General features: G+C 60.8%; 13 protein-coding genes and 1 pseudogene. 6 read left to right on the top strand and 8 right to left on the bottom strand.

What is annotated here, in order from left to right:
- Positions 1-69: 69 nt before the first annotated feature.
- The 6 genes from QZ613_RS11550 to QZ613_RS11525 form a co-directional block, all read right to left on the bottom strand.
- On the bottom strand, positions 70-1,749 hold the full coding sequence (locus QZ613_RS11550) for a hypothetical protein (RefSeq protein ID WP_291982553.1): 1,680 nt from the start codon (positions 1,747-1,749) through the stop codon (positions 70-72).
- Between the two features lie 45 nt (positions 1,750-1,794).
- Positions 1,795-3,219: a hypothetical protein gene (locus QZ613_RS11545; RefSeq protein ID WP_291982550.1), complete on the bottom strand. Its 1,425-nt coding sequence runs from the start codon at positions 3,217-3,219 to the stop codon at positions 1,795-1,797.
- Between the two features lie 129 nt (positions 3,220-3,348).
- Positions 3,349-6,759 (bottom strand): SAM-dependent DNA methyltransferase, encoded by a 3,411-nt coding sequence (locus tag QZ613_RS11540; protein ID WP_291982548.1) that lies wholly within the window; start codon positions 6,757-6,759, stop codon positions 3,349-3,351.
- Positions 6,756-10,193 (bottom strand): BREX system P-loop protein BrxC, encoded by a 3,438-nt coding sequence (gene brxC / locus QZ613_RS11535; protein WP_291982546.1) that lies wholly within the window; start codon positions 10,191-10,193, stop codon positions 6,756-6,758. Before brxC ends, QZ613_RS11540 begins: the two co-directional genes overlap by 4 nt.
- A complete protein-coding gene (locus QZ613_RS11530) occupies positions 10,190-10,681 on the bottom strand; it encodes a BREX protein BrxB domain-containing protein (RefSeq protein WP_291982544.1) in 492 nt (163 codons plus the stop codon). Before QZ613_RS11530 ends, brxC begins: the two co-directional genes overlap by 4 nt.
- A gap of 62 nt (positions 10,682-10,743) precedes the next feature.
- Positions 10,744-11,553: a hypothetical protein gene (locus tag QZ613_RS11525; protein ID WP_291982542.1), complete on the bottom strand. Its 810-nt coding sequence runs from the start codon at positions 11,551-11,553 to the stop codon at positions 10,744-10,746.
- Between the two features lie 342 nt (positions 11,554-11,895).
- Here QZ613_RS11525 and QZ613_RS11520 point away from each other — a divergent pair, with 342 nt between their 5' ends.
- From QZ613_RS11520 to QZ613_RS11490, 6 genes and pseudogenes are all read left to right on the top strand, one after another.
- A complete protein-coding gene (locus tag QZ613_RS11520; RefSeq protein ID WP_291982539.1) occupies positions 11,896-12,903 on the top strand; it encodes a DUF4365 domain-containing protein in 1,008 nt (335 codons plus the stop codon).
- Between the two features lie 567 nt (positions 12,904-13,470).
- A complete protein-coding gene (locus QZ613_RS11515; RefSeq protein WP_291982537.1) occupies positions 13,471-13,905 on the top strand; it encodes a DUF5681 domain-containing protein in 435 nt (144 codons plus the stop codon).
- On the top strand, positions 13,902-14,108 hold the full coding sequence (locus QZ613_RS11510) for a hypothetical protein (protein WP_291982536.1): 207 nt from the start codon (positions 13,902-13,904) through the stop codon (positions 14,106-14,108). Before QZ613_RS11515 ends, QZ613_RS11510 begins: the two co-directional genes overlap by 4 nt.
- Positions 14,105-14,371, top strand: a complete 267-nt coding sequence (locus QZ613_RS11505; protein ID WP_291982534.1) for a hypothetical protein — start codon at positions 14,105-14,107, stop codon at positions 14,369-14,371. The genes QZ613_RS11510 and QZ613_RS11505 overlap by 4 nt, the downstream gene beginning before the upstream one ends.
- A 208-nt stretch (positions 14,372-14,579) precedes the next feature.
- Positions 14,580-15,133: pseudogene (locus QZ613_RS11495) on the top strand (terminase small subunit).
- A 105-nt stretch (positions 15,134-15,238) separates the two neighbouring features.
- Positions 15,239-15,418, top strand: coding sequence for a hypothetical protein (locus QZ613_RS11490; protein WP_291982530.1), 180 nt, complete (start codon positions 15,239-15,241; stop codon positions 15,416-15,418).
- Positions 15,419-15,720: 302 nt separating this feature from the next.
- Here QZ613_RS11490 and QZ613_RS11485 read toward each other — a convergent pair whose 3' ends face one another.
- Complete coding sequence (locus tag QZ613_RS11485) at positions 15,721-17,898, bottom strand: ATP-dependent RecD-like DNA helicase (RefSeq protein ID WP_291982528.1); 2,178 nt, start codon at positions 17,896-17,898, stop codon at positions 15,721-15,723.
- Between the two features lie 91 nt (positions 17,899-17,989).
- On the bottom strand, positions 17,990-18,301 hold the full coding sequence (locus QZ613_RS11480; protein ID WP_291982526.1) for an integration host factor subunit beta: 312 nt from the start codon (positions 18,299-18,301) through the stop codon (positions 17,990-17,992).
- Between the last annotated feature and the right edge of the window lie 292 nt (positions 18,302-18,593).

Raw genomic sequence — 18,593 nt, 5'->3', positions numbered from 1 at the left:
CCGCCGCAGCCCGAGGTCACCCGCTTGAACGGCGAGCGCCGTGTCACGCCAACGTTTCCCCCTCATGCTTCAGGTCCCCGAAATTTGAAGACTACCAGCGACGTAGCTACTACGACCGCCCGCACCGCCGAAAACGGGTGGCGCAGTCAAAGTCTCGGGCATGCTCTCTGCCGCTCCGCCAATTGCCACCGCCAATTGTGGGTAGACAATCGAGAGTTCGCCGGACACCCCATCCATCCACACAGGCTTGGGGTCAACCTGCTCGCGCAGAATGCGGAAACCGTTGACCTCAATCATCCCTTGGCCCAAGGCCTTCATCATCGGAATTCCTGAACTGCCCCCGGTAAGCACTACATGCAAGCGAACACCGTCCATGGCAAGCCAGCGTAGCCAAGTCGCGTCCACCGCCTCTAGGGCTTTCTTAAATCCCACGTCGATTGCCAGACCAAATCGCTTCACTGTTTCATCCGCCAGAAACTCGTCAAGCGTGACGTGCCCTACTGTGCTGTCGGCCAATGCATACTCAAGCATTCCAGTCTTGAAAAGAACTTCCTTCAAGCCTCGAATACGGCGGCCCAAGTCGGCCTGAATCATTCGCCCTGAGTTGTCGTTTGTCTCAACGGACTCTTTGCGCGCGATAAATGCGCGCAACATGCCGTCGACCTTGTCGCCTGCTTGCATCAAGCCCTGTATTGAGGCCGGAATCTGAAAGACGCGCGGCGCATCGTCTTCATTGTTGGACATTCGAGTTGCTACGAACAACCCGAAGTCGGTCGTGCCTGCGCCAACATCCACAACCATGAAAGCGTCGCGCAGGTTCACACTGTCTGCGATGACCCCGGCAGCAACAGCAACTGGCTCAGGAACGCCAATATCAATCAGATAGTCGGGACGCTTGTCTAGCACCTTGATCTGTTCGACCGCCGCTTTCAATTCGGAGATGTCAATACCACCGGCCCAGCGGCCACTGAACGTGTCAGCGAGGATTTGTGACTCCGCGAGTAAAGAGCGCATGAGTTTATCTGCCCATTTCGCCTGCGCGGCATCTGGCCAGCATGGGCGAGCAAATCGTCTCTTAGCGTAGCGGCCAACAACCTTCCCGTCTACTTCATACTGGCCCAGTGTTGTAACGGCCATATCTGTCAGGTAGGCCAGAAAAATGCGGATCATGTCTCCCTGGGTTAGCTTGTAGCCCGTCGGGTTAAGCGTTGGCAGCAGCAGGCACGCCTCGCCATCCAGATCGCCTTCTCTGCGAAGGCTGAGCCACCCCTTGATCGAATCAAGGCGCTCGCGACCGGAGTCAACCAGGTCCTGGCTGCGGTCAATTGCTTCAAAGCCGAAATAGGCCCGACCGTCATCACTGATAAAAACGGAAGACGGCAAGGTATATCCGTTGCGACCAGCGGCAGCGCCTAACTCCAGGTCGAGATATCCATCCGGGACTACAGAAGCAAAGGCCTTGGACATCGCTGTCCCGAAATCGAGGCACAACAATACAGCCGGATCACTGGGTGTCTCGCGCTCGACAGCGTCGAGCACAAGCGTTACTTTCTGCAGCGTTGGCAAGGTTTCGACAATCGGCGGCCTGGAAGTGCCTGGAAGCGCCGGCAGATCGGAGCCGTCGCCCAGCGCCTGAATGGCTAATTGCAACGCCTGGCGCTCCAACGACGACATGGTACCAATGGGTTGGTCGCGCTCTACACGCTCCATCAGACTTGCCAGCAATACGGCGGCGATTTTCTTGTCCACTTCGTACTCCCCAGTTTGGTTGCTATTTTTTTACTGATGCGTTCGTCAATCGACGATCCCTTTTATCACGACCGCACCGATGGTTCCGTCGACGCGCTTGCGGACAACGGCTGGCTGCCTGACGGTCATTCGCTGTCTAGGCGCTTTGCCAACAACGTTGAAAAACTTCGACGACATTTCAATTTCGTCGCCGGTCGTGCCGTACAGGTCCAGCCCGCGCAAGATGGCTGCTTGCTCAACCTGAACTGCAAGAACCTGTATTCGGTCCAGCAGATCTTGAGTTGCTGATCCAAGTCCCGGATCGAAAATTTCAAGGTTCGACGCCAAGGGCTCACGCAAACTGTCGCGCAGTGCCCGCGCTTCTCTCGCTGCTTGTAGAGCAAGGCCAATGCTTTCGTCGGCATTGCTCACCACAATTTCGATGGCGGCATCGCTGGCTGGACGCACTGCGCGCATACTGCCGCGCGCTAGCCAATCGCGCACGTCTTCTGGCAGCTCGGGATGCTTGGCGGCCAGCTCGCGTGCCAATCCCCGGGCCCGCTCGGGGTGGTTGCACAGGATGTTCAGTTGACCTAAGAGCGCCTGGTCACATTGACCCTGCCGGCCTAGGAGTAGCAAAGCTTCAGTCACGTCGGTAGTTAACCGCTGCAATGGCTTTTTCAGGTCAACCGGCCACACGCTTGAGCCGCACAGTTTTCGACAATACTCGACCACTCGATACATCTCTGGGTCTGACACTACCGAAATGCGTGTACGCACGATGTCGTGCACGGTCAATAGCACCTCAACCGACAGGTCCACCTGCACCTTCTCCGCCTGTGGGCGTCCGACGGCCACCAATGGTGCGGCGACCAACACGTACAAGATTCTGCCAAGATCGTCACCGGCCTCAAGTTCACTTTCCATCAAGATGCCACGCAGGGCAGAGAGCGTTCGAGTCAACCGCCGTGCCACCGTGTCTCCGGGAGACTCTGTGCCAGGGCGCAACCGTTCGAAGGCATCTGCGAGCCGCCGCAATGCCTCGGCTAAACTGCCGGCACCTGCTAGCAGTGCCGAGAGCATCTCACTACGCGCCTTCTCACCGGTTTCCTCCTCGGCGATCGAGTTGGCCAAGTAATCGTGAAGCCAGCCGGCCGACACGAGCGAGCACGCGCGGGCAAGATTAAGGCGGTCGTCAGCATCGCTCAGGAGCTGCATCGACGGCAGTTGCTCGACGAAAGCAGGCCGCAACTGCTCGGCGATATCTCCTGCCCAGCGCTTTACGACCTGGCCTAACCGGATGCTTTCGGCGATGGCCAAGAGCCGGTAAAAAGGGCGCTCGGCATTCGCCACTTGATCAAGCAAGTGCGCGCGGCCGGCTTTCACTGCGGCGTCGTCGGCCTGTTTGGGCAGCAGCTTCGCGGTAATCAACGCAGTCAGTGCGGCGCGGCGCGTTTCCGGCGGCGTGTCTGCCGCCGCGAAGATCGCCATGGCGGTCTCAGATGTAACCTTGACAGGTTCTGACGCGAGGGGTGAGGTGTCGGTCATCGGTGTGCTCTCTCAGATCAGATGTAGAGGTCGAATATCGAACACAATCGTCCGAGCGTTTGGGACCATGGATCAGCGTCCCCTTGCCTTGCGTTTGAACTCATTGCTGTAATGGCAAGCGTTCCAGCGATTGCCGTCTGGCGCTTTGCCAAGGCCGGTGAAGTCCTGCCTCTCCCCGTCCCAGCCCCAGAACCACGGATACTCGGCCTTGTCGCGCACGGGTTCCTTGCCGCGATCCTTTTCCCACTTGATGTTTGGCTTCGTACGCAGGATGCCAGCACCTTTCTTGCCACCGGGAATATCCTGGGCGAGAAAGGGGCGGATGTTCATGCGCACACCGTCGTTGATGTCGGGGTGACAGCCGATGGCTTGCTCGGAGAGTGGCCTCCAGCGGACGAAAACGTCGTAAGGCGGTTCGCCCTCGAGGATCAACTTGAGGCGCACTTGCAGATTCCTGGCCGCTTGAAGGCGCGCATCGCTGCCGGCCTCGCCGGCGTCCACGGCGGCTTGTTGGCGACGAATCCAGTCACCGAGGTAGGCGTAGGTGAGCTTTTCCAGATTGGTGTGGGTGAGCTGGTGGTAGTTCAGCAATGCGCCGAAACCGCTTTTGTGGCCGTCCCAGACGTGCCAAATGAACGGGCGATGGTGGAAGAACGCGCAATGCTGTTCGAAGAATTCGTCGCGCAGCCATTCTTCCAATGTCCCAGATTTGCTGCCCTTCGGACCGGCGCCAGCCAACAGCTCACCCAGGTCGAAGCTGCCCAGGGCGTGCACCAGCAATCCGCGCAAACGCTCGGCGGCGGGCGCTTCTCCCTTGGTGGCGGAGAAACAGACGATACCGTCTTCATCCGCGAGTTTTTCCAGACCATCCGGGTCGAGTGCCGGGCAATCGGGGAAGCTTGAACCGGTCTGGCGCGGCCACTGGTAGCCGAGCAACCGCGCCACGGCCACGTGCAAGGGCTGGTCTGCACCGGCAGGGTGGCCGTTGAACAGCCATTGCGTCGGGTCGCTGGAAAACGGCTTCGGCAATCCGTGCGGGTATTTCTCCGCCGCCACCTTCTGCCAGTGCGCCAGGTCGAAAGGGACTTTCAACAGCGTTGCGCTGGTCACCTTTAACTGCTGGTCAATGACACGGACCTGTTCCGAGAACTCTGACGAAGAGCAAAACGCCCATACGGCTGCTAGGTCTTTGGGACTCTTCGGCCACAACGCGGCGCAATTGTTGTCAAAGAAATCACCAGCATAGCGCGTAACGGGAAGAGCCCCCATAAGGCTCACCGTTACTCCTTGTTTTCCCCAAGCGTCGCCGCCTTGAAGACTTGCCAGACCAACATCCGCAAATTCACGCAGCGCACCCTGCCCGCCTTCCCACAGAACAATTTGTTCCCGGCCGCTGAAATCAATAGTCCGCTCGACAGTGCCCTGCTCGGGCGACCAGCTATTACCCAAAGTCGGCAACTCCCAAAAGAAACGAAGGAAGCGGAAGCCATCTGCTGTTCGCAGTCCGTGGCGGCTATCTGCAAGCGCCATGAGCAGACGTCCGGAATCAATATCCTCCATCACAATGCGCGCATCTGGATTCAGCAATTGTTCGGACTGAATACGTTCAGCAACCTGCCCCTTCATGAGCCGAGAGGCTTTCTCGGCTGGAGTGGACGACTCGGAAGCATCAACACCGAAGAGGACAGCGTTAGGTCCAACCTTGAGCTGAGAGATGCCTATGAGTGCTGCTTTCACGACTTCACCACTAATCGTCTCGAACGCACCAGGACCGAGCTTGCAAGCAAAGTGCCACGATGAGTCCTTCAGGTAACGCTGACGAAGCTTCTTGTAGCGGGGCATGAACAACCAATTCTGCGGAGTGACAAGCGCATTGGTGATCGCCAACGGTAAGAACCGCTCGACAAACATGGTGGCCAGGTCGTGACGGGACTCTGGATAACAAGTTTGCCCATGCTCGCGCAGGAAATCCTCATGCTTGCTTACAGACAGGTAGGGCACGTTGGTGGCGACGAGCGTGAACTGGCCGGCGAGAATTTCCGCCGCCTTGGCTAGGCCGCGCGCGGTCACGGCCATTTCATGCGCGGTGTCGTCCTTGGTCTCCTGCGCCAGCGCCTTCTCCAGCAGCGGCTGGAGTTCATGGAACGTGGCCACCAGCAAATCGCCCTCGCCGGCGCGCGGGTTGATGAGGCTGCCCAGCACCGCCGCCTTTTGGAACAGCCGGTAAAGCCGCTCCATGCCGCGCTGGAGCTTCTGGTTGTCGCCGGCAATCGCCAGCCAGTCGGCTTCGCGGGTGTTCGGCGCGAGGCCGGAGCAGGCCAGGTTCATCGCCGGCAGCTTGCAGTGGCCCACGCGCCGCCACGCGGCCAGCGCCAGGTTGAACGCGCCAATCTGCGTGCAGCGCGGGTCAATCTCCAAGCCGAACACGTTGTCGCGGATGACCGCCGCCACCGCCGCCGCTTCGTCCAGCTTTTCCTCCGCCAGGCGCAAGGCCACCAGTCGCTCGAACATCGCCACCACGAAATGCCCGCTGCCCATGCACGGGTCGAGACACCGAAGTTCCTGCGCCGTCTTCGGCCAACCGTCGAAGATGCCGGCGGCTGGCGTCCAGCTTTCCCCCTCTCCCCGACTCTCTCCCGCGCTCGGAGAGGGAATGTTGCTACGGACGAAGCGCAGATATTTCCAGGGGCAGCCGGGCAGTGCCATGGCGTTTCGGAGTTCGTCTTCGCTCTGTGCGGTGTTGGCCAATGTTGGATTTGCCGCCAGAACCTTGCACGCGTACCAGGCGCCGAGTGTGTTGTCGAGCAGGAAGTCCACCATGTAGTCCTCGGTGAACAACTGCGTGACGGCCGGTAATTCGTCGGCGCCGATCTTGTTGCCGGAGGCATTGACCTCTTCCTTGCGCTCGACCTGCCAGAACTGGTAGCACCAGCCAAGGCTGTCGCCGGCGGTAAATACCTCGACGGCGAGGCCCGTGACCAGTTCGATGAGCGGCTTGCGGTCGTTGACTGACAGATCGACCGCTCCCGCCGGGTCGTCGGCACGGAAGATTTCGGGTAGTTCCTTCGCCGCAAAACGCGCGGCCACCGCCCAGGCATCCTTGAGCCCCAGCGAGGGGCCTAGTTCCTCGCAATCGTTCAGCGACACCGAGACGCCGTGGTCGGGCGAAATGAGGAGATCGTTCTCCAGCAGGTAGCGGGCGAAGAGCAGCCGATGCCACTGGTCGTAGGCGAGCTTCTCGGCGAGGTGCTTGATCTCGTAGACGCCGCGCCGCGTCTGGCTTTCGCCATCGCCGAGCTGCTTGGCTTGCGCGCGCAACTGGCGTCGCAGGCCGCGCTGCGCCTCGTTCATGTGCCGGTAAGGGTCGGGCTCATGGACGGCGAGCGCTTCCAGGGCATGGCGCGCGCCGCTCTCGGCAATCTTGTGTGCTTGCTTGATCGCGCTTTCCAGCTGGCGGCGCAGTGGGGTGGGCAGGCTGCTCATAGAATGACCGGACCGCTCTGCAGTTGTTCTTCCACCTGCTCGCGCACGCCGGCCAGCCACAGGTCGAGGTCGGCCGTGCTGGTGATGATCGCGCCGGGGAGTGCAATGCGCACGGCCTCGGGGGTGGCCAGCTTGCCCGCCTCTTCAAGCGCGTGTGAAAAGCGCTGTGGTACGGCATCGAGCAGGTTGCGGCGATCGGCCAGAGTGCGGGCACGCAGGGCAGCGAGAATTTCGTCGGCGGTGCCGATCGCCGCTTTAGGCGGTGGCGTGAGCTGGCAGGCGGTGGCAATCGTGCTGCGCTCTTCGTCCGCCAGGCCGTTCCAGACCGGCGAAGCAGCTAGCCGGGCGTCGCCGGCATCGAAGGCGCCGGCAAGGTCGTCCTGCAACTTGCCAAGCGCGGTGCGCAGTGCGGTGATGAGCTGTCTGGTCAGTTCGGGAACGGGATCGGGGTCCGCCAGCAGGCTGCGACCTTCCGTGATCGCGGCGATCGATTTGGCGCACGCCTCGGCTTCCGGCAGGCCGGCGGCAAATCGCTGGTAATCGAGCAGGCGTTCCCAGGCTGGCCAGCGTTTGTTGATTGCATCGGCGCTTTTCTTCCACGTGCCGAGTTTGGCGGCAAGCTCGTCTTTTTGCTCGTGGAGCTTGAGTAGTTGCGCGTTGCCGCTGAGCATTTGCAGGTCGCGCACGCCCTGGGTATCCGGTTTCGCCGGTCGTGGGGCCGCGCCGCCAGCGGATTCCGCCAGGGCGAGGAGCTTCTTCAGGGACTCGGCGGCCGCTTCGGATTCCTTGCCGTTCTGGGTGCTGATGCCGGCTTTCTGGAACAGCGCCTTGAGGTCGAGGCGTTGCTGCACATTGAGCGGAGGCACGTCGACGTAGAAGCTGGCGACGCCCACCTGGTTCTGCGGCAGCGACGCCTGAACCGGCTGGCCATTGTTGGTGGCGCGCAGGTTACCGGCGACCAGCATGACGAACAGTGCGCCGTCGATGGCGTCCTGTGGCCAGCCATACGGGGCGGCCTTGAAGTGCTCGCGGATATCCCGGCCCTTCTTGCCGGCGCCGATTTCATCGAGCACACGGCGGCAGACCGGGTGCTGGGTGGGATTGCCGGGATAGCCTACCTGCGCGAGCGCACCGACATCGCCACCACGGGCGCGATTAACGACCTGGCCCCAGTTGGCGTGGTCGGCCTCGGAAAACTGCGGAAACAGCCGCACCAGCGCGCTGTCGGCTGAATCCTGCACCTTGTCGGCGAGCTCAATGCCGTTCGCTTCCTGGCCGCCGCCGAGAAACACCTTGGCGCCGCCGATGATGTGACCGAGCAAGTCCTGGATACGGTGCTGCGCAACCGCCAGATGCGTCTCGACGGCTTTGCGAGCCTCGATCGCTTCCGGCGTGCCGGCAGGGCCGTGGGCGTCCAGTGTTTCCTGAGCGGCGAGCTGCGAGGCTATGGCCTGTTTCAATTCTTCGTGGTGCAGACGCGGCAGGTAGCCGAAGAGCAACGGGCTGTCGACACCGGCCGCACGCGCGTCGTTGAGCACTGATTTTTCGTCATCACTCCAGCCATCTCGCATCCACAGCGTCACTTCGTCGCTGCTCGTGCTCGGCCGGCTGGAAGACAACTCGAAGGCAAGCTTGCGCGACTGGCGGGAGCTGCCCTGCTGCAGCGATACGGGCCTGAGCGCCTGCCTGCTGCCATCACGGAGCAGCTCGGCGCGCCTGGGATTGATGCGCTGATCGTCATTCAGCGCTGAGGTGCGGCGACGGTTGAAGTCGTGCGTCCAGACGGCGCCCTCGCGGGTCTGCAGCCGGTACTCGCTTTCCACCGCCATCAGCTGACCAGCATCGACCAGCTGCTTGAGCATGCCGGGGACTTGCTGCTCCAGCTTCGCTCGGTCGTTCTTCAGGTCACTGACGAGCAGGTCCACCAACGTTTCGGCGTTGGCGCGCACGCCATCGTCCGCACCCGGCGTACGTGGCAGTTTGCCGATCAGGAAAATCAGCGCGCACAAGCTGGAACGTATATCGCCGTCGGGCGTGCCGTCGCGCTGCTTGCGGATGATCTCGTCGTATTCACGCTCCAACTCGCCGGAATTGATCAGGTCGGGGGAAATCTGGTCGTAGATGAAGTCCCCCGGCACTACCGTTCCGATCACTGCCGCTGCGGTCTGTCGCGTCGCTTCGAAGACGATCTGCAACTGCGAGCGCAACTGCGCCTTGGTACCTGAATGATCGGTGTTGCGCAGCACTTTTTCCCAGAACCGGCGGCGAGTGGCTAGCAGCGGGTAATCGGCTACGAAGAAGCGCTCGTCGTTGTGAGTAGTAGCAAGCCGGGTATTCTGCAAATGGCGAGCCAGTTCACCCTGGTTCGCTTCCATGCAGCGCGTGATGCTTGATTCCTGCTCAGGCTTCTTGCGCAGAACGGTCTTGCGAATGACGCTTTCGACATCGGTGTCGGACAGCTGCACTTTCACTGCGAAGCGGGCCTGCAGGCGTTGCAGGGCGGGTGTCGCGCTGTGCAACGCAGACTGGCCAGTGCCGACGATAAGCAGACGGCTACCGAGATCGGTGCAGCAGTGCTCGGCGATTTCTTGGACATCGTTCGCCCGTTGAATTTTCTCGCCTATGAACTGCTGGATCTCGTCGACGACGAGCAGCGTGCAGGGAAGCTGTCCGCCACCGCCGAGAAGCTGCTTCAGCACGTCAAGCGCGTCGTCGATCGTTGGCGAGTTGTTGTCCTTGAACTGGTCCCGTATGGCCGCCTGGGCATTTGCGGCGGTGCCGTATTTCGGTTCGGCACTGACCAATGCCTCGGCGAGGGCGACGGAGAGCTTCAAGCTGCGAACCTCCGCGCCAAGCTGGCGATTCTGCGGCTGAAGGGCTGCCTCGACCTTGGCTTCCAGCCCGGACGAGCGCAGCCAGAGGATGAATTTTGCCTGCGCGAGGTTCTCCGGCAAGCCAGCGGCGCGCAGCACCAGCTGGATGAACGCGAGGCGGACGTTGTCCATGGAGCCCGCGCCGAGGGTCCCGGCAGCGGCGCGCAAGCCACCGAGCGGCTTACTGCGATTGCTCAGCTCGGTGAGCAGATCGCTGATTTCCGCTGGCAGCGTTACCAGCGAGCGTGCGGTGGCGCCGTCGGCAAAATGGTAGTCCTCCCAGAGGTAACGCAGCACTTTGACAAGATGCGACTTGCCACTCCCGAAGAAGCCGCTGACCCAGACAGCCTTCTGCTCTTCGCGCCCCAGGCCATCGAGGTAGGCCTTGAGAATCCGTTCCATCCCGCGCGCGTATTCTCCATCGCAGACAAAGGTCTGCAGCTCGAAACGAAGCGTCTTGATCTGGCCCGCGTCACGCCCGATTTCGGAAACCTTCGAAACGCCATTGTTGAGCAGCTCAAGGGTGGCGGGATCACGGAAGTAGAGGTCACGGTTCGTCATGGGGTGATAAAGCTTTCGGCTGAGGTGATCGGAACGGCCATGTAGTTGAAGCCGTCGCGCGCATCCATGAAACGATAAACGTTGCCCGCGTATTCGCCCGGAAACAGGATCAGCAGGCGCCCCGAGACGCTGTCTTCAACACGCTCGATCAGGCTGGAAACGCGCATGAAGTCGAACAGCGTCGCCAAGCCGGTAACAGCAACGACACTGGCGGCATTGGCCTCTTCGCCGGCGCACGCCTGCCGCACTCGTTCGACGGCCAGGTCCTCGAGTTCGCTGTTGGCGCTGAAATACTCTGGCTCGGCAAAGATGGCATCGCGGTATTCATGCGCCGAAAGCCAATTCGGAAGCAGGTCCGTAAGATCAACAACGATCCATCCGTGGTTCGCTTCAAGCGTGAGCGCTTCGAACTGCGGCAGGCGTGCGCGCACACGACGTTCTTCTGCTGGCGGATACACCGCGAACCAGACACGCTGCTTGCCCGACATGTTGGTCGACCAGGGCAGGCGCACCTGACGGGCGTAGTTGGAGAGAAGGCGGTCGATGGCGTTCATGATGGCTCGATCTGGAAGGCGGCGAGTAGCGGGAAGCTCAGTTCAACCACTTCACCGACCGCACGCAGGTCGAGCAGCCCGGCCCGATGCGCTTCCTGGCCCATGGCTCGGGCACGGTCGGCGGTCAGGTCAAGAAGGACGCACCAGGGATTGGAAAAGACCGCCGCACCGTGGTACCCGGAGATGTTGCCGAGGAACAAACCCATGGTGACGGCTACCACGGTCGGCTTGAGAAGCTGGCGCGTCTTGTTCGCATGCCCGGAGAGGTGTCCGGACTGGGTCCACGACGAAGCGGCGTTGCGCGTCGCCGTGCTGAGGCTCGCTGGCGAATAATGGTTCGGAAAAGCTGCTTCAAACGCCTGCGCCAGGCTAGCGGTTTCAACTTGCTCGCCTTCTGACGCGTCGAGTACGGCCGGAGTCGTAGCGCGAAGAAGCGGATCGCGCGCCCAGGCTACCTGGAAGGCCAGAGATGGCAGGCTCGCCGCGTCGATCGCGTGTAGCTTGCGCAGGAGCCCAAAAATCGGCGCGCCTTCGCCAAGCGCATACAGCTCGCGTAAGTGACGCAGCGATTTCTGCCGGGTACTGTCCGTGGTCTTGCCCAGCACGTTTCGCTGCACAATGGCCTGTCGGTAATCAGCAGCATCGGAACCACAGGGTACGGCAGCCAGGACGGCATCCAGCTCAGCCAACATCATCGTTCGGCTGATATGTGCGCCGCCGCAAGAGAACTTGAGGCCGAAGTCCTCCAGGACAGGGGTGGTCGCAGGAAAAGCGATTGAGGAGGAGCCGAGTTCGGTACGAATCATGCCGCCATTCTAGCGAGGACAGATGCCGACGGATACAGAACCGGAGGATCACCCGTCACCAACTATCCCGAATTGCACAATCTGGCGTTCACACTTGACAGGAAATGAACTGCTACAGCGCAATGGATACGACATGGCAACTGCGACGTAACGACAACGGGCATGCGGGGCTAGGAGTGCAACGGCCGGTGAAAACGGCGAGCGCAGGTTGCAGGCTTGGGTAACCAGTGCTGCTAATTTCGCGTTTGGCAGGCTTGCACCGCATCACCTTGTGCTCGCACGTTGAGCAAGAGACAGCATGTGTCGTATGTTCGATGGTTTCGAACTGCAGAGAGAGAAGCTATGCATCTTCCGAAAGTCGGCGCAACTTATGTTCAGGAACGTCTAGGAATCGCGGCGGTGCAGACCTACGCCGCCCGCCGGCAGCAAATTTGGCGCGAGACCGGCACCGGCGATGTAGGTGTCGATGGCAACCTTGAGTTCGTAAACCCGGAAGGCTTCGCGACAAGTCGAATCGTGGCCGTCCAGGTCAAATCAGGGCCTTCGTATTTCGCGAATCCGTCCGACCGTGGCTGGAAGTTCTACCCTGAGGCGAAGCATCGGAGCTACTGGGAGTCGTTCCCTCTTCCTGTTTTGCTCGTCCTACACGATCCGAACTCGAATATCTCCTACTGGGCCGATGTTCGGCAGGTATTGCGGTCCCCGGGCAGCGCCGAAAAGGCGTTCATCGAAGTTTCCGCGCACAACATCCTAGAGAACACCGAGGCTGTTGCGCTCTTCGAGACCGCTGGCGCACAGGACCAGCCCTTCATCGAAGATCTCGACGGTGTGCTTGCCAAGCTCCTGACCACCCGCTCAAAGGAGGCAAGCTTCCCGCTCAGCCACTTCGACCTTTTCACGCATGGCCTTACGAACATCTGCCGCAGCATCTGCTACGGTATGGATATAGTGTGCAATGCCGTCGAATATAACCTTCATGCCGCGGGCGCGCCCTACGGCATGGGGATGGGCGACACGGAACATCGCTTTGCTTTTGACTTTGTTAAATTCATGCTCGCACAAGGGCTCGCTCAGATTGACTATGCTGACTGCCTGATCGACTGGGTGGACCGACAGATGCAGCCGCACTTCGTCGCCCCACTCACCTCGCGTGGTCGGGCTTTGGTATCGCTTATCCACACGGAAGAGGCCAGACTTGTTGTTGAGGGAAAATTGCCAGAAGGAGCTGGTCTGCATGTAGCCCAGGAAGGATTCCTCGCTATGGTTCCGGAGTCCTACTTTCGGCGATTTCCGCGCATCAGAGCTTTTCAGGATGCGGTCGACGAGATTGGTCCGAACCCGGCGCAATAAAGACAAAGGAATCGACAAGAATCGCGCCTTACGTTGTTGTGGCCGACGACCACTGCTGGCCGGGAGCCACCCTACCTCTCTCGCCGTCAACGCGCTCTGGCCGCTGTTTTGACGGTTCGAAACCGCGCCATCTCGAAACACCAACATCGCCGTGAGCCCCCTTCCTGGTAGTCGTCAACCGCCCAACGCCCCTTGCGATGGAGCTGCCAAACCTCGTTGTATCTGATATTATTGTGACAGTCACCAAACGAAAGAAGGGGCAATGCCGGACAGAACTGTGACAGTCACGAAACGAGGTAGGCCGCCCAAGGGCGAACAGCCAATGAGCCCTGCCGAGCGAAAACGCCGGCAACGAATTCGTGACGCCCGAGCAACGATCGAGGCCATCGGCAATGAGCAGAGCGCACCGCTGCGGGCACTACTAGCGATGCTGGGGCGGGTCGAAACGTCAGAGCCGGCAAGGCGATCTGCAGAGCGAGCTTGGGCCGAGATTGGGCGGCGATATGGTTTCGTGAGTGTCACAAAAGACAAGCGGCGCACTGAAAAAACACCGTCGGGGTACAACGAATGAGCGACAAGACGAAAACCGAAAACCTGCGCCCTGGCTGGAAACCCGGTCAATCCGGCAACCCCAAAGGCAGACCACCAGGAAGCCGGAACCGCGTAACCCTCGTGGCATTGGCCGCCATGGAAGAAGGCGCCGACGCCATCGCAAAGAAGATTGTCGAAATGGCCAAACAGGGCGACATGAGTGCCGCCAGACTGGTACTCGAACGGCTGGTGCCACCGGCAAAGGAGCGCCCGATCTTCCTGAGCCTACCGGATACGTGCTCTGCTGACGGTGTCGCTCAGGCTCAGGCCGCCATCCTACAAGCCGTAGCGGCCGGCGACATTCTGCCGGGAGAGGCCGCGACCTTGGCCGGTATCGTAGAGGCGCGCCGCAAGGCGCTTGAGACTCAAGAGTTTGAAGCACGTATCGCCGCACTTGAAACAGCCAAATGAACGCATTGCAGAAACGGGTCAGAAAGCTGGAACGTTCGATTTGCGCTTACGAAGATCTCGACTTCGTCATTCACATGATAGAGCCGGGCACAATGCGGGTAGCGTCTCGCGTTCGGCTGATTTCTGGCGGTGGCGTTGTGAGAATAGACGAGGACGGCAAGGCGGTGGAAGCGCGTATCGCTGAACGTGAAGCGGCGGAATGAGCGCCACCCTGAAACGTCGCATGACCAAGCTGGAAGCAGCGGCAAACCCCGAGGCAAACGGCGTCGCAGTCATCTTGCGGCGAATTATCCGGGCAGACTCGGGCGAGGTTGTCCGAGCGATCATCGGCGACAAGGTTGTGGACCGCCAACCAGACGAATCCGAAGACGATTTCATCGCACGGTCAAAAGTCGAAGCCTTGGCCGGCACTCACCGACGACCAAGCCGAGTGGTTCTGCTGTCCGAACAGGATGCTGACTTGTGAGCCCGTTAAAACGTCGCGTGACGAAGCTGGAGCAATACCGGCAAAGCAATGACGTTGGCTGGGAACTCGACCGGGCGTTTGAAAGGGCAGGAACGACTCGTGCGGCGGTGATGACCGAGTTCGGTAGTTTGCGGGCCTACCGTGACTGGCTGGTGGCGCAAGACCGAGCGAGCGGCGGTAGTGTTGCGACCGTGAGAAGGGAGATGCAATGACGCCAAGGCAAAGTCGTTTCGTTGACGAGTATCTCTGTGACTTGGTCGCGACCAAAGCAGCAATTCGCGCGGTGACAGTCCCCGGCGAGCGTCAGAGATCGGCTATCAGCTGCTGCAGAAAACTACAGTTCAGGAAGCAATCTGCAAGCGCATGAACGCCAGGGCGCCACGTACCGGGATCACGCAGGACAAGGTGCTGTTTGATCTTGAAGCGGTCAAGCAGAGCGCCATGAGCAAGACGATTGGCAAGCACGGCAATGTCTTGATGGCCAGTCATGCGGCGGCGCTGCGGGCTCTGGAACTGCAAGGCGGCATCTTGGGATGTGGAAGGATCGGCCGGCCGGCACGGGCGAAGTCAGCATCGCCGACGCCATCCGACAGCGCATTGCAGGCAAGGCCGTGCAAGAACCGTCCGTGGTTGTGTCTCTGGTCAGTGCCAACGCTGCACAGATCGCTGAGCGGGCAACGGGATAGGCAGCGGCCGAAGCGTGTAGCGCGTCTTGGGAGTTTGTCTCCGTCGCGGGCATATCGTTGCCACAGGATGAGATGACCCTCTTATCTTCGCAAATCCGAAGATACGGCCCTTGCGAAGCGCAAAGTCTCGCGCTACTCGACAACCTACGAGCAGGACACGACAAGGAGCAGCAGGAACTGTATGGAGAAGCCGCAAGCAAAGAACCAGACTGGCTCGAAGAAGTCGGCGACGGACGAGGAGATTCGCCAACTGGTAGCAGAAACGATGCTGGCGAAAGCGATACGGCGCCATCAGGCGAAGAATTCAGCCCCGAACAGCAAACCCTCTCCGATACCGACAGGCAAGAAGCCGAGCGAGTAGCGCACGCACTGGCTTCTCGTGCGGGACTGATTCGGATTGCTCGAATCTGCTTACCACACGCTTACCAGAAGGCCAGAAAGCAAAAAGCCAACCCCGAAGGATTGGCTAAGTGCTTGAATTTTCTGGCTCCCCGACCTGGGCTCGAACCAGGGACCTACGGATTAACAGGACGGCAGCTTAATCGCGTGGACCGGCCACTTGGAAAGCTATGCGCATCAGACCGCTCAGGATCGGCAGGCGACATAGCCCACAGTAGCGATGGCCCTGCATCTGTTGCGCCCGGACGAGAAGTGACCAAGCCACTACCGTTTCGTCGCCACCAGCCGTTCTTTCAGTTTCGACCAGCGCCGCTCCACCTGCTTACCCTTGACCGCCATGGCCAGTGCCCTCTTCTGCCCGACCAGCACCACCAGCCTCTTGCCACGTGTAATGCCCGTGTAGATCAGATTGCGCTTGAGCATCATGTAGTGCTGGGTCGAGATCGGAATGACCACCACCGGGTACTCGGAACCCTGAGACTTGTGGATCGTCGTCGCGTAACAGAGCACCAGCTCATCGAGTTCGCCAAACGGATAACTGACCACCCGGCCATCGAAGGCCACGGCGAGCTCCTCTTCGTCCTGGTCGACGCCGGTCACGAAGCCGATGTCGCCGTTGAACACATCCCGGTCGTAGTTGTTCTCGATCTGCATCACCTTGTCGCCGACGCTAAAGCGGTTGCCGAACTTGTCGACGCTGTGCTCGCCAGGCGGATTGAGCACCGCCTGCAAAGCCTGGTTGATCCCGCGGGCGCCGGTGATCCCCCGATTCATCGGGCAGAGCACCTGAATGTCGCGGATCGGATCGACTTCGAACTTTCTCGGTAGGCGGGTCTGCACCAAGTCCACCACGGTTTGCGCAATGACTTCCGGCTCCTCGGCTGCAACGAGGTAGAAGTCCGATGCGTCTCCTTTCTCGGGCAGGCTGGGAAAGACGCCTCGGTTGATCTGGTGGGCACTGCGCACGATTCGTGAGGTGGCCGCCTGACGAAACACTTCGGTCAGCCGGATAACGGGGACGACACCCGAGTCAATGAGATCGGTGAGGAACTGACCGGGGCCCACCGAGGGCAGTTGATCCACGTCACCGACAAGAATCACCGCCGTGCGGGTGGCCACGGCCTTGAGCAACTGGTTTGCCAACGGCACGTCGATCATCGAGCATTCGTCGGCCACCAGGAGATCGCATTCGAGAGGATTGTCCGCGTTGCGCTTGAACTGGCCATTGATCGGATTGATCTCCAGCAAGCGATGGATCGTCTTGGCTTCCAGACCGGTCGATTCGGACAGACGCTTGGCCGCCCTTCCCGTCGGCGCACACAGGAGGGGTTTGACGCCCTTGACGGTCATGATGGTCAGAATCGAATTCACCAGGGTGGTCTTGCCGACGCCGGGTCCGCCGGTGATCACCAGCAGCTTGGAAGACAGTGCGAGGCGGATGGCCTCTTTTTGGCTGTCGGCCAACTGGATAGAGAGTTTCTGCTCGACCCAGGGAATCGCTTTGTCGGCCTCGAAGGCAGGCAGGGTCGTCCCGCCCGCGTCAAGGCGCTGGATCTGGGCGGCGATCGATTGCTCGGCGTAGTACAGGGGCGCCAGGAAAACGCAGGCTTGGCCTCCGACGCTGTCAGGCAGCAGCACCTCGTCGGCGACTTCCTGAGCGATTGCTGTTTCGATGATGGATTCCGCGATGTCGAGCAGCTTCACCGCCAAGGGCACCAGTTCGGCGTAGGGCAAGCCGCAGTGGCCCTGGCCCGAGGCCTCGGTCAGTGCGTAGGAAATACCGGCCTGGGCTCGCAGGGGAGAATCCTTGGCGATGCCGATCTTCTGGGCAATCGTGTCGGCCGAGAGAAAGCCGATGCCGCGAATATCCTGGGCGAGTCGGTAGGGGTTTTCCTGAACGATCTCGATGGCCCCCTGGCCGTAGGTCTTGAAGATGCGCACGGCTCGGGAGGTGGAGACGCCATGCGCGTGCAGGAAGACCATGATGCTGCGAATCACCTTCTGGTCGGCCCAGCCGGAGGTGATCTTTCTGGCGCGGACTTCACCGATGCCGGGAATTTCACGAAGACGTTCCGGGGACTGCTCGATGACGTCAAACACCGCCGCACCGAAGGCCTTCACCAGCTTGCCGGCATAGACGGGGCCGATGCCCTTGACCATGCCTGAACCGAGGTAGCGCTCGATGCCGGTCAAGGTGGTCGGCGGGTAGATTTTGACGAAGACGGCGCGAAACTGCCGGCCGTGCTCGCGATCGGTCACCCAGTTGCCGGAAGCGGAGGCGTATTCGCCGGGCGAGACGACGGGGGCGTGGCCGATCAGGGTGATCAGTTCTCGCTCGCCCTTCACCTTGAGGCGCAGAACACAGAAACCGTTCTGCTCGTTGTGGAAGGTCACGCGTTCAACGAGGCCGGCGAGGCGGTCGAGTCCGGCGGCGTCAGGCATGGTGGGGTGCGGTGAGGCTACCCAAGGCGGCGCGCGAATCGACTGCCAACGGGCTTGGCGCCGGCTGCGTCGAGTCTGCCAAGGGCGTGCATCAGGCGGCCTGCTGAAGCGGTGCGTCCTTGACTGACGCCTCGACACACTCCCGCAGTTCCTTGCCAGCAGTAAAATGGGGCACGTACTTTTCGTGGACCGGAACCGCGACTCCGGTTCGTGGATTGCGCCCCGCCCTCGCTGGATGGTAGTTCAGCCGAAAACTTCCGAAACCACGGATTTCGACACGATCGCCTTGCGCGAGGGCGCGCCCGATGGCGTCGAGGATTTCCTTTACGGCGATGTCGGTATCCTTCACCGTCAGCGTCGGAAAACGGGAGGCGATGGCGGCGATCAGATCAGCGCGAGTCATAGTCGGCATTCTACCGTCTGGACTTGCGTTGGCTGCCATTGCCGGAGGGAGTTCAGAGAGACGAGCGCTTCCGGCACCGACCGCACGACTCGATCGGTCCTCGGCGTCGTGAAGGTCGGCATTTCGAGGTCAGGTGGCAACTCACCACCTTGCCCTGATCGTCCGCTTGTCGGCCACGGGAGACGGTTGCCGATCACATTCGGCGACTTACCCCAGGTAAGCCGACCTGCGCCAGGAGCGCGGCGGCGGAATCCGCGCCGCTCAAACGCGCAATCCGTTCGAGAGCCGTGAC

Origin of the sequence: Candidatus Accumulibacter sp. ACC005 (genome assembly GCF_907163215.1) — a bacterium.
GTDB classification, from domain to species: domain Bacteria; phylum Pseudomonadota; class Gammaproteobacteria; order Burkholderiales; family Rhodocyclaceae; genus Accumulibacter; species Accumulibacter regalis.
The sequence above is the reverse complement of the archived record's forward strand: the minus strand, read 5'-3'. Positions and strand labels throughout refer to the sequence as shown.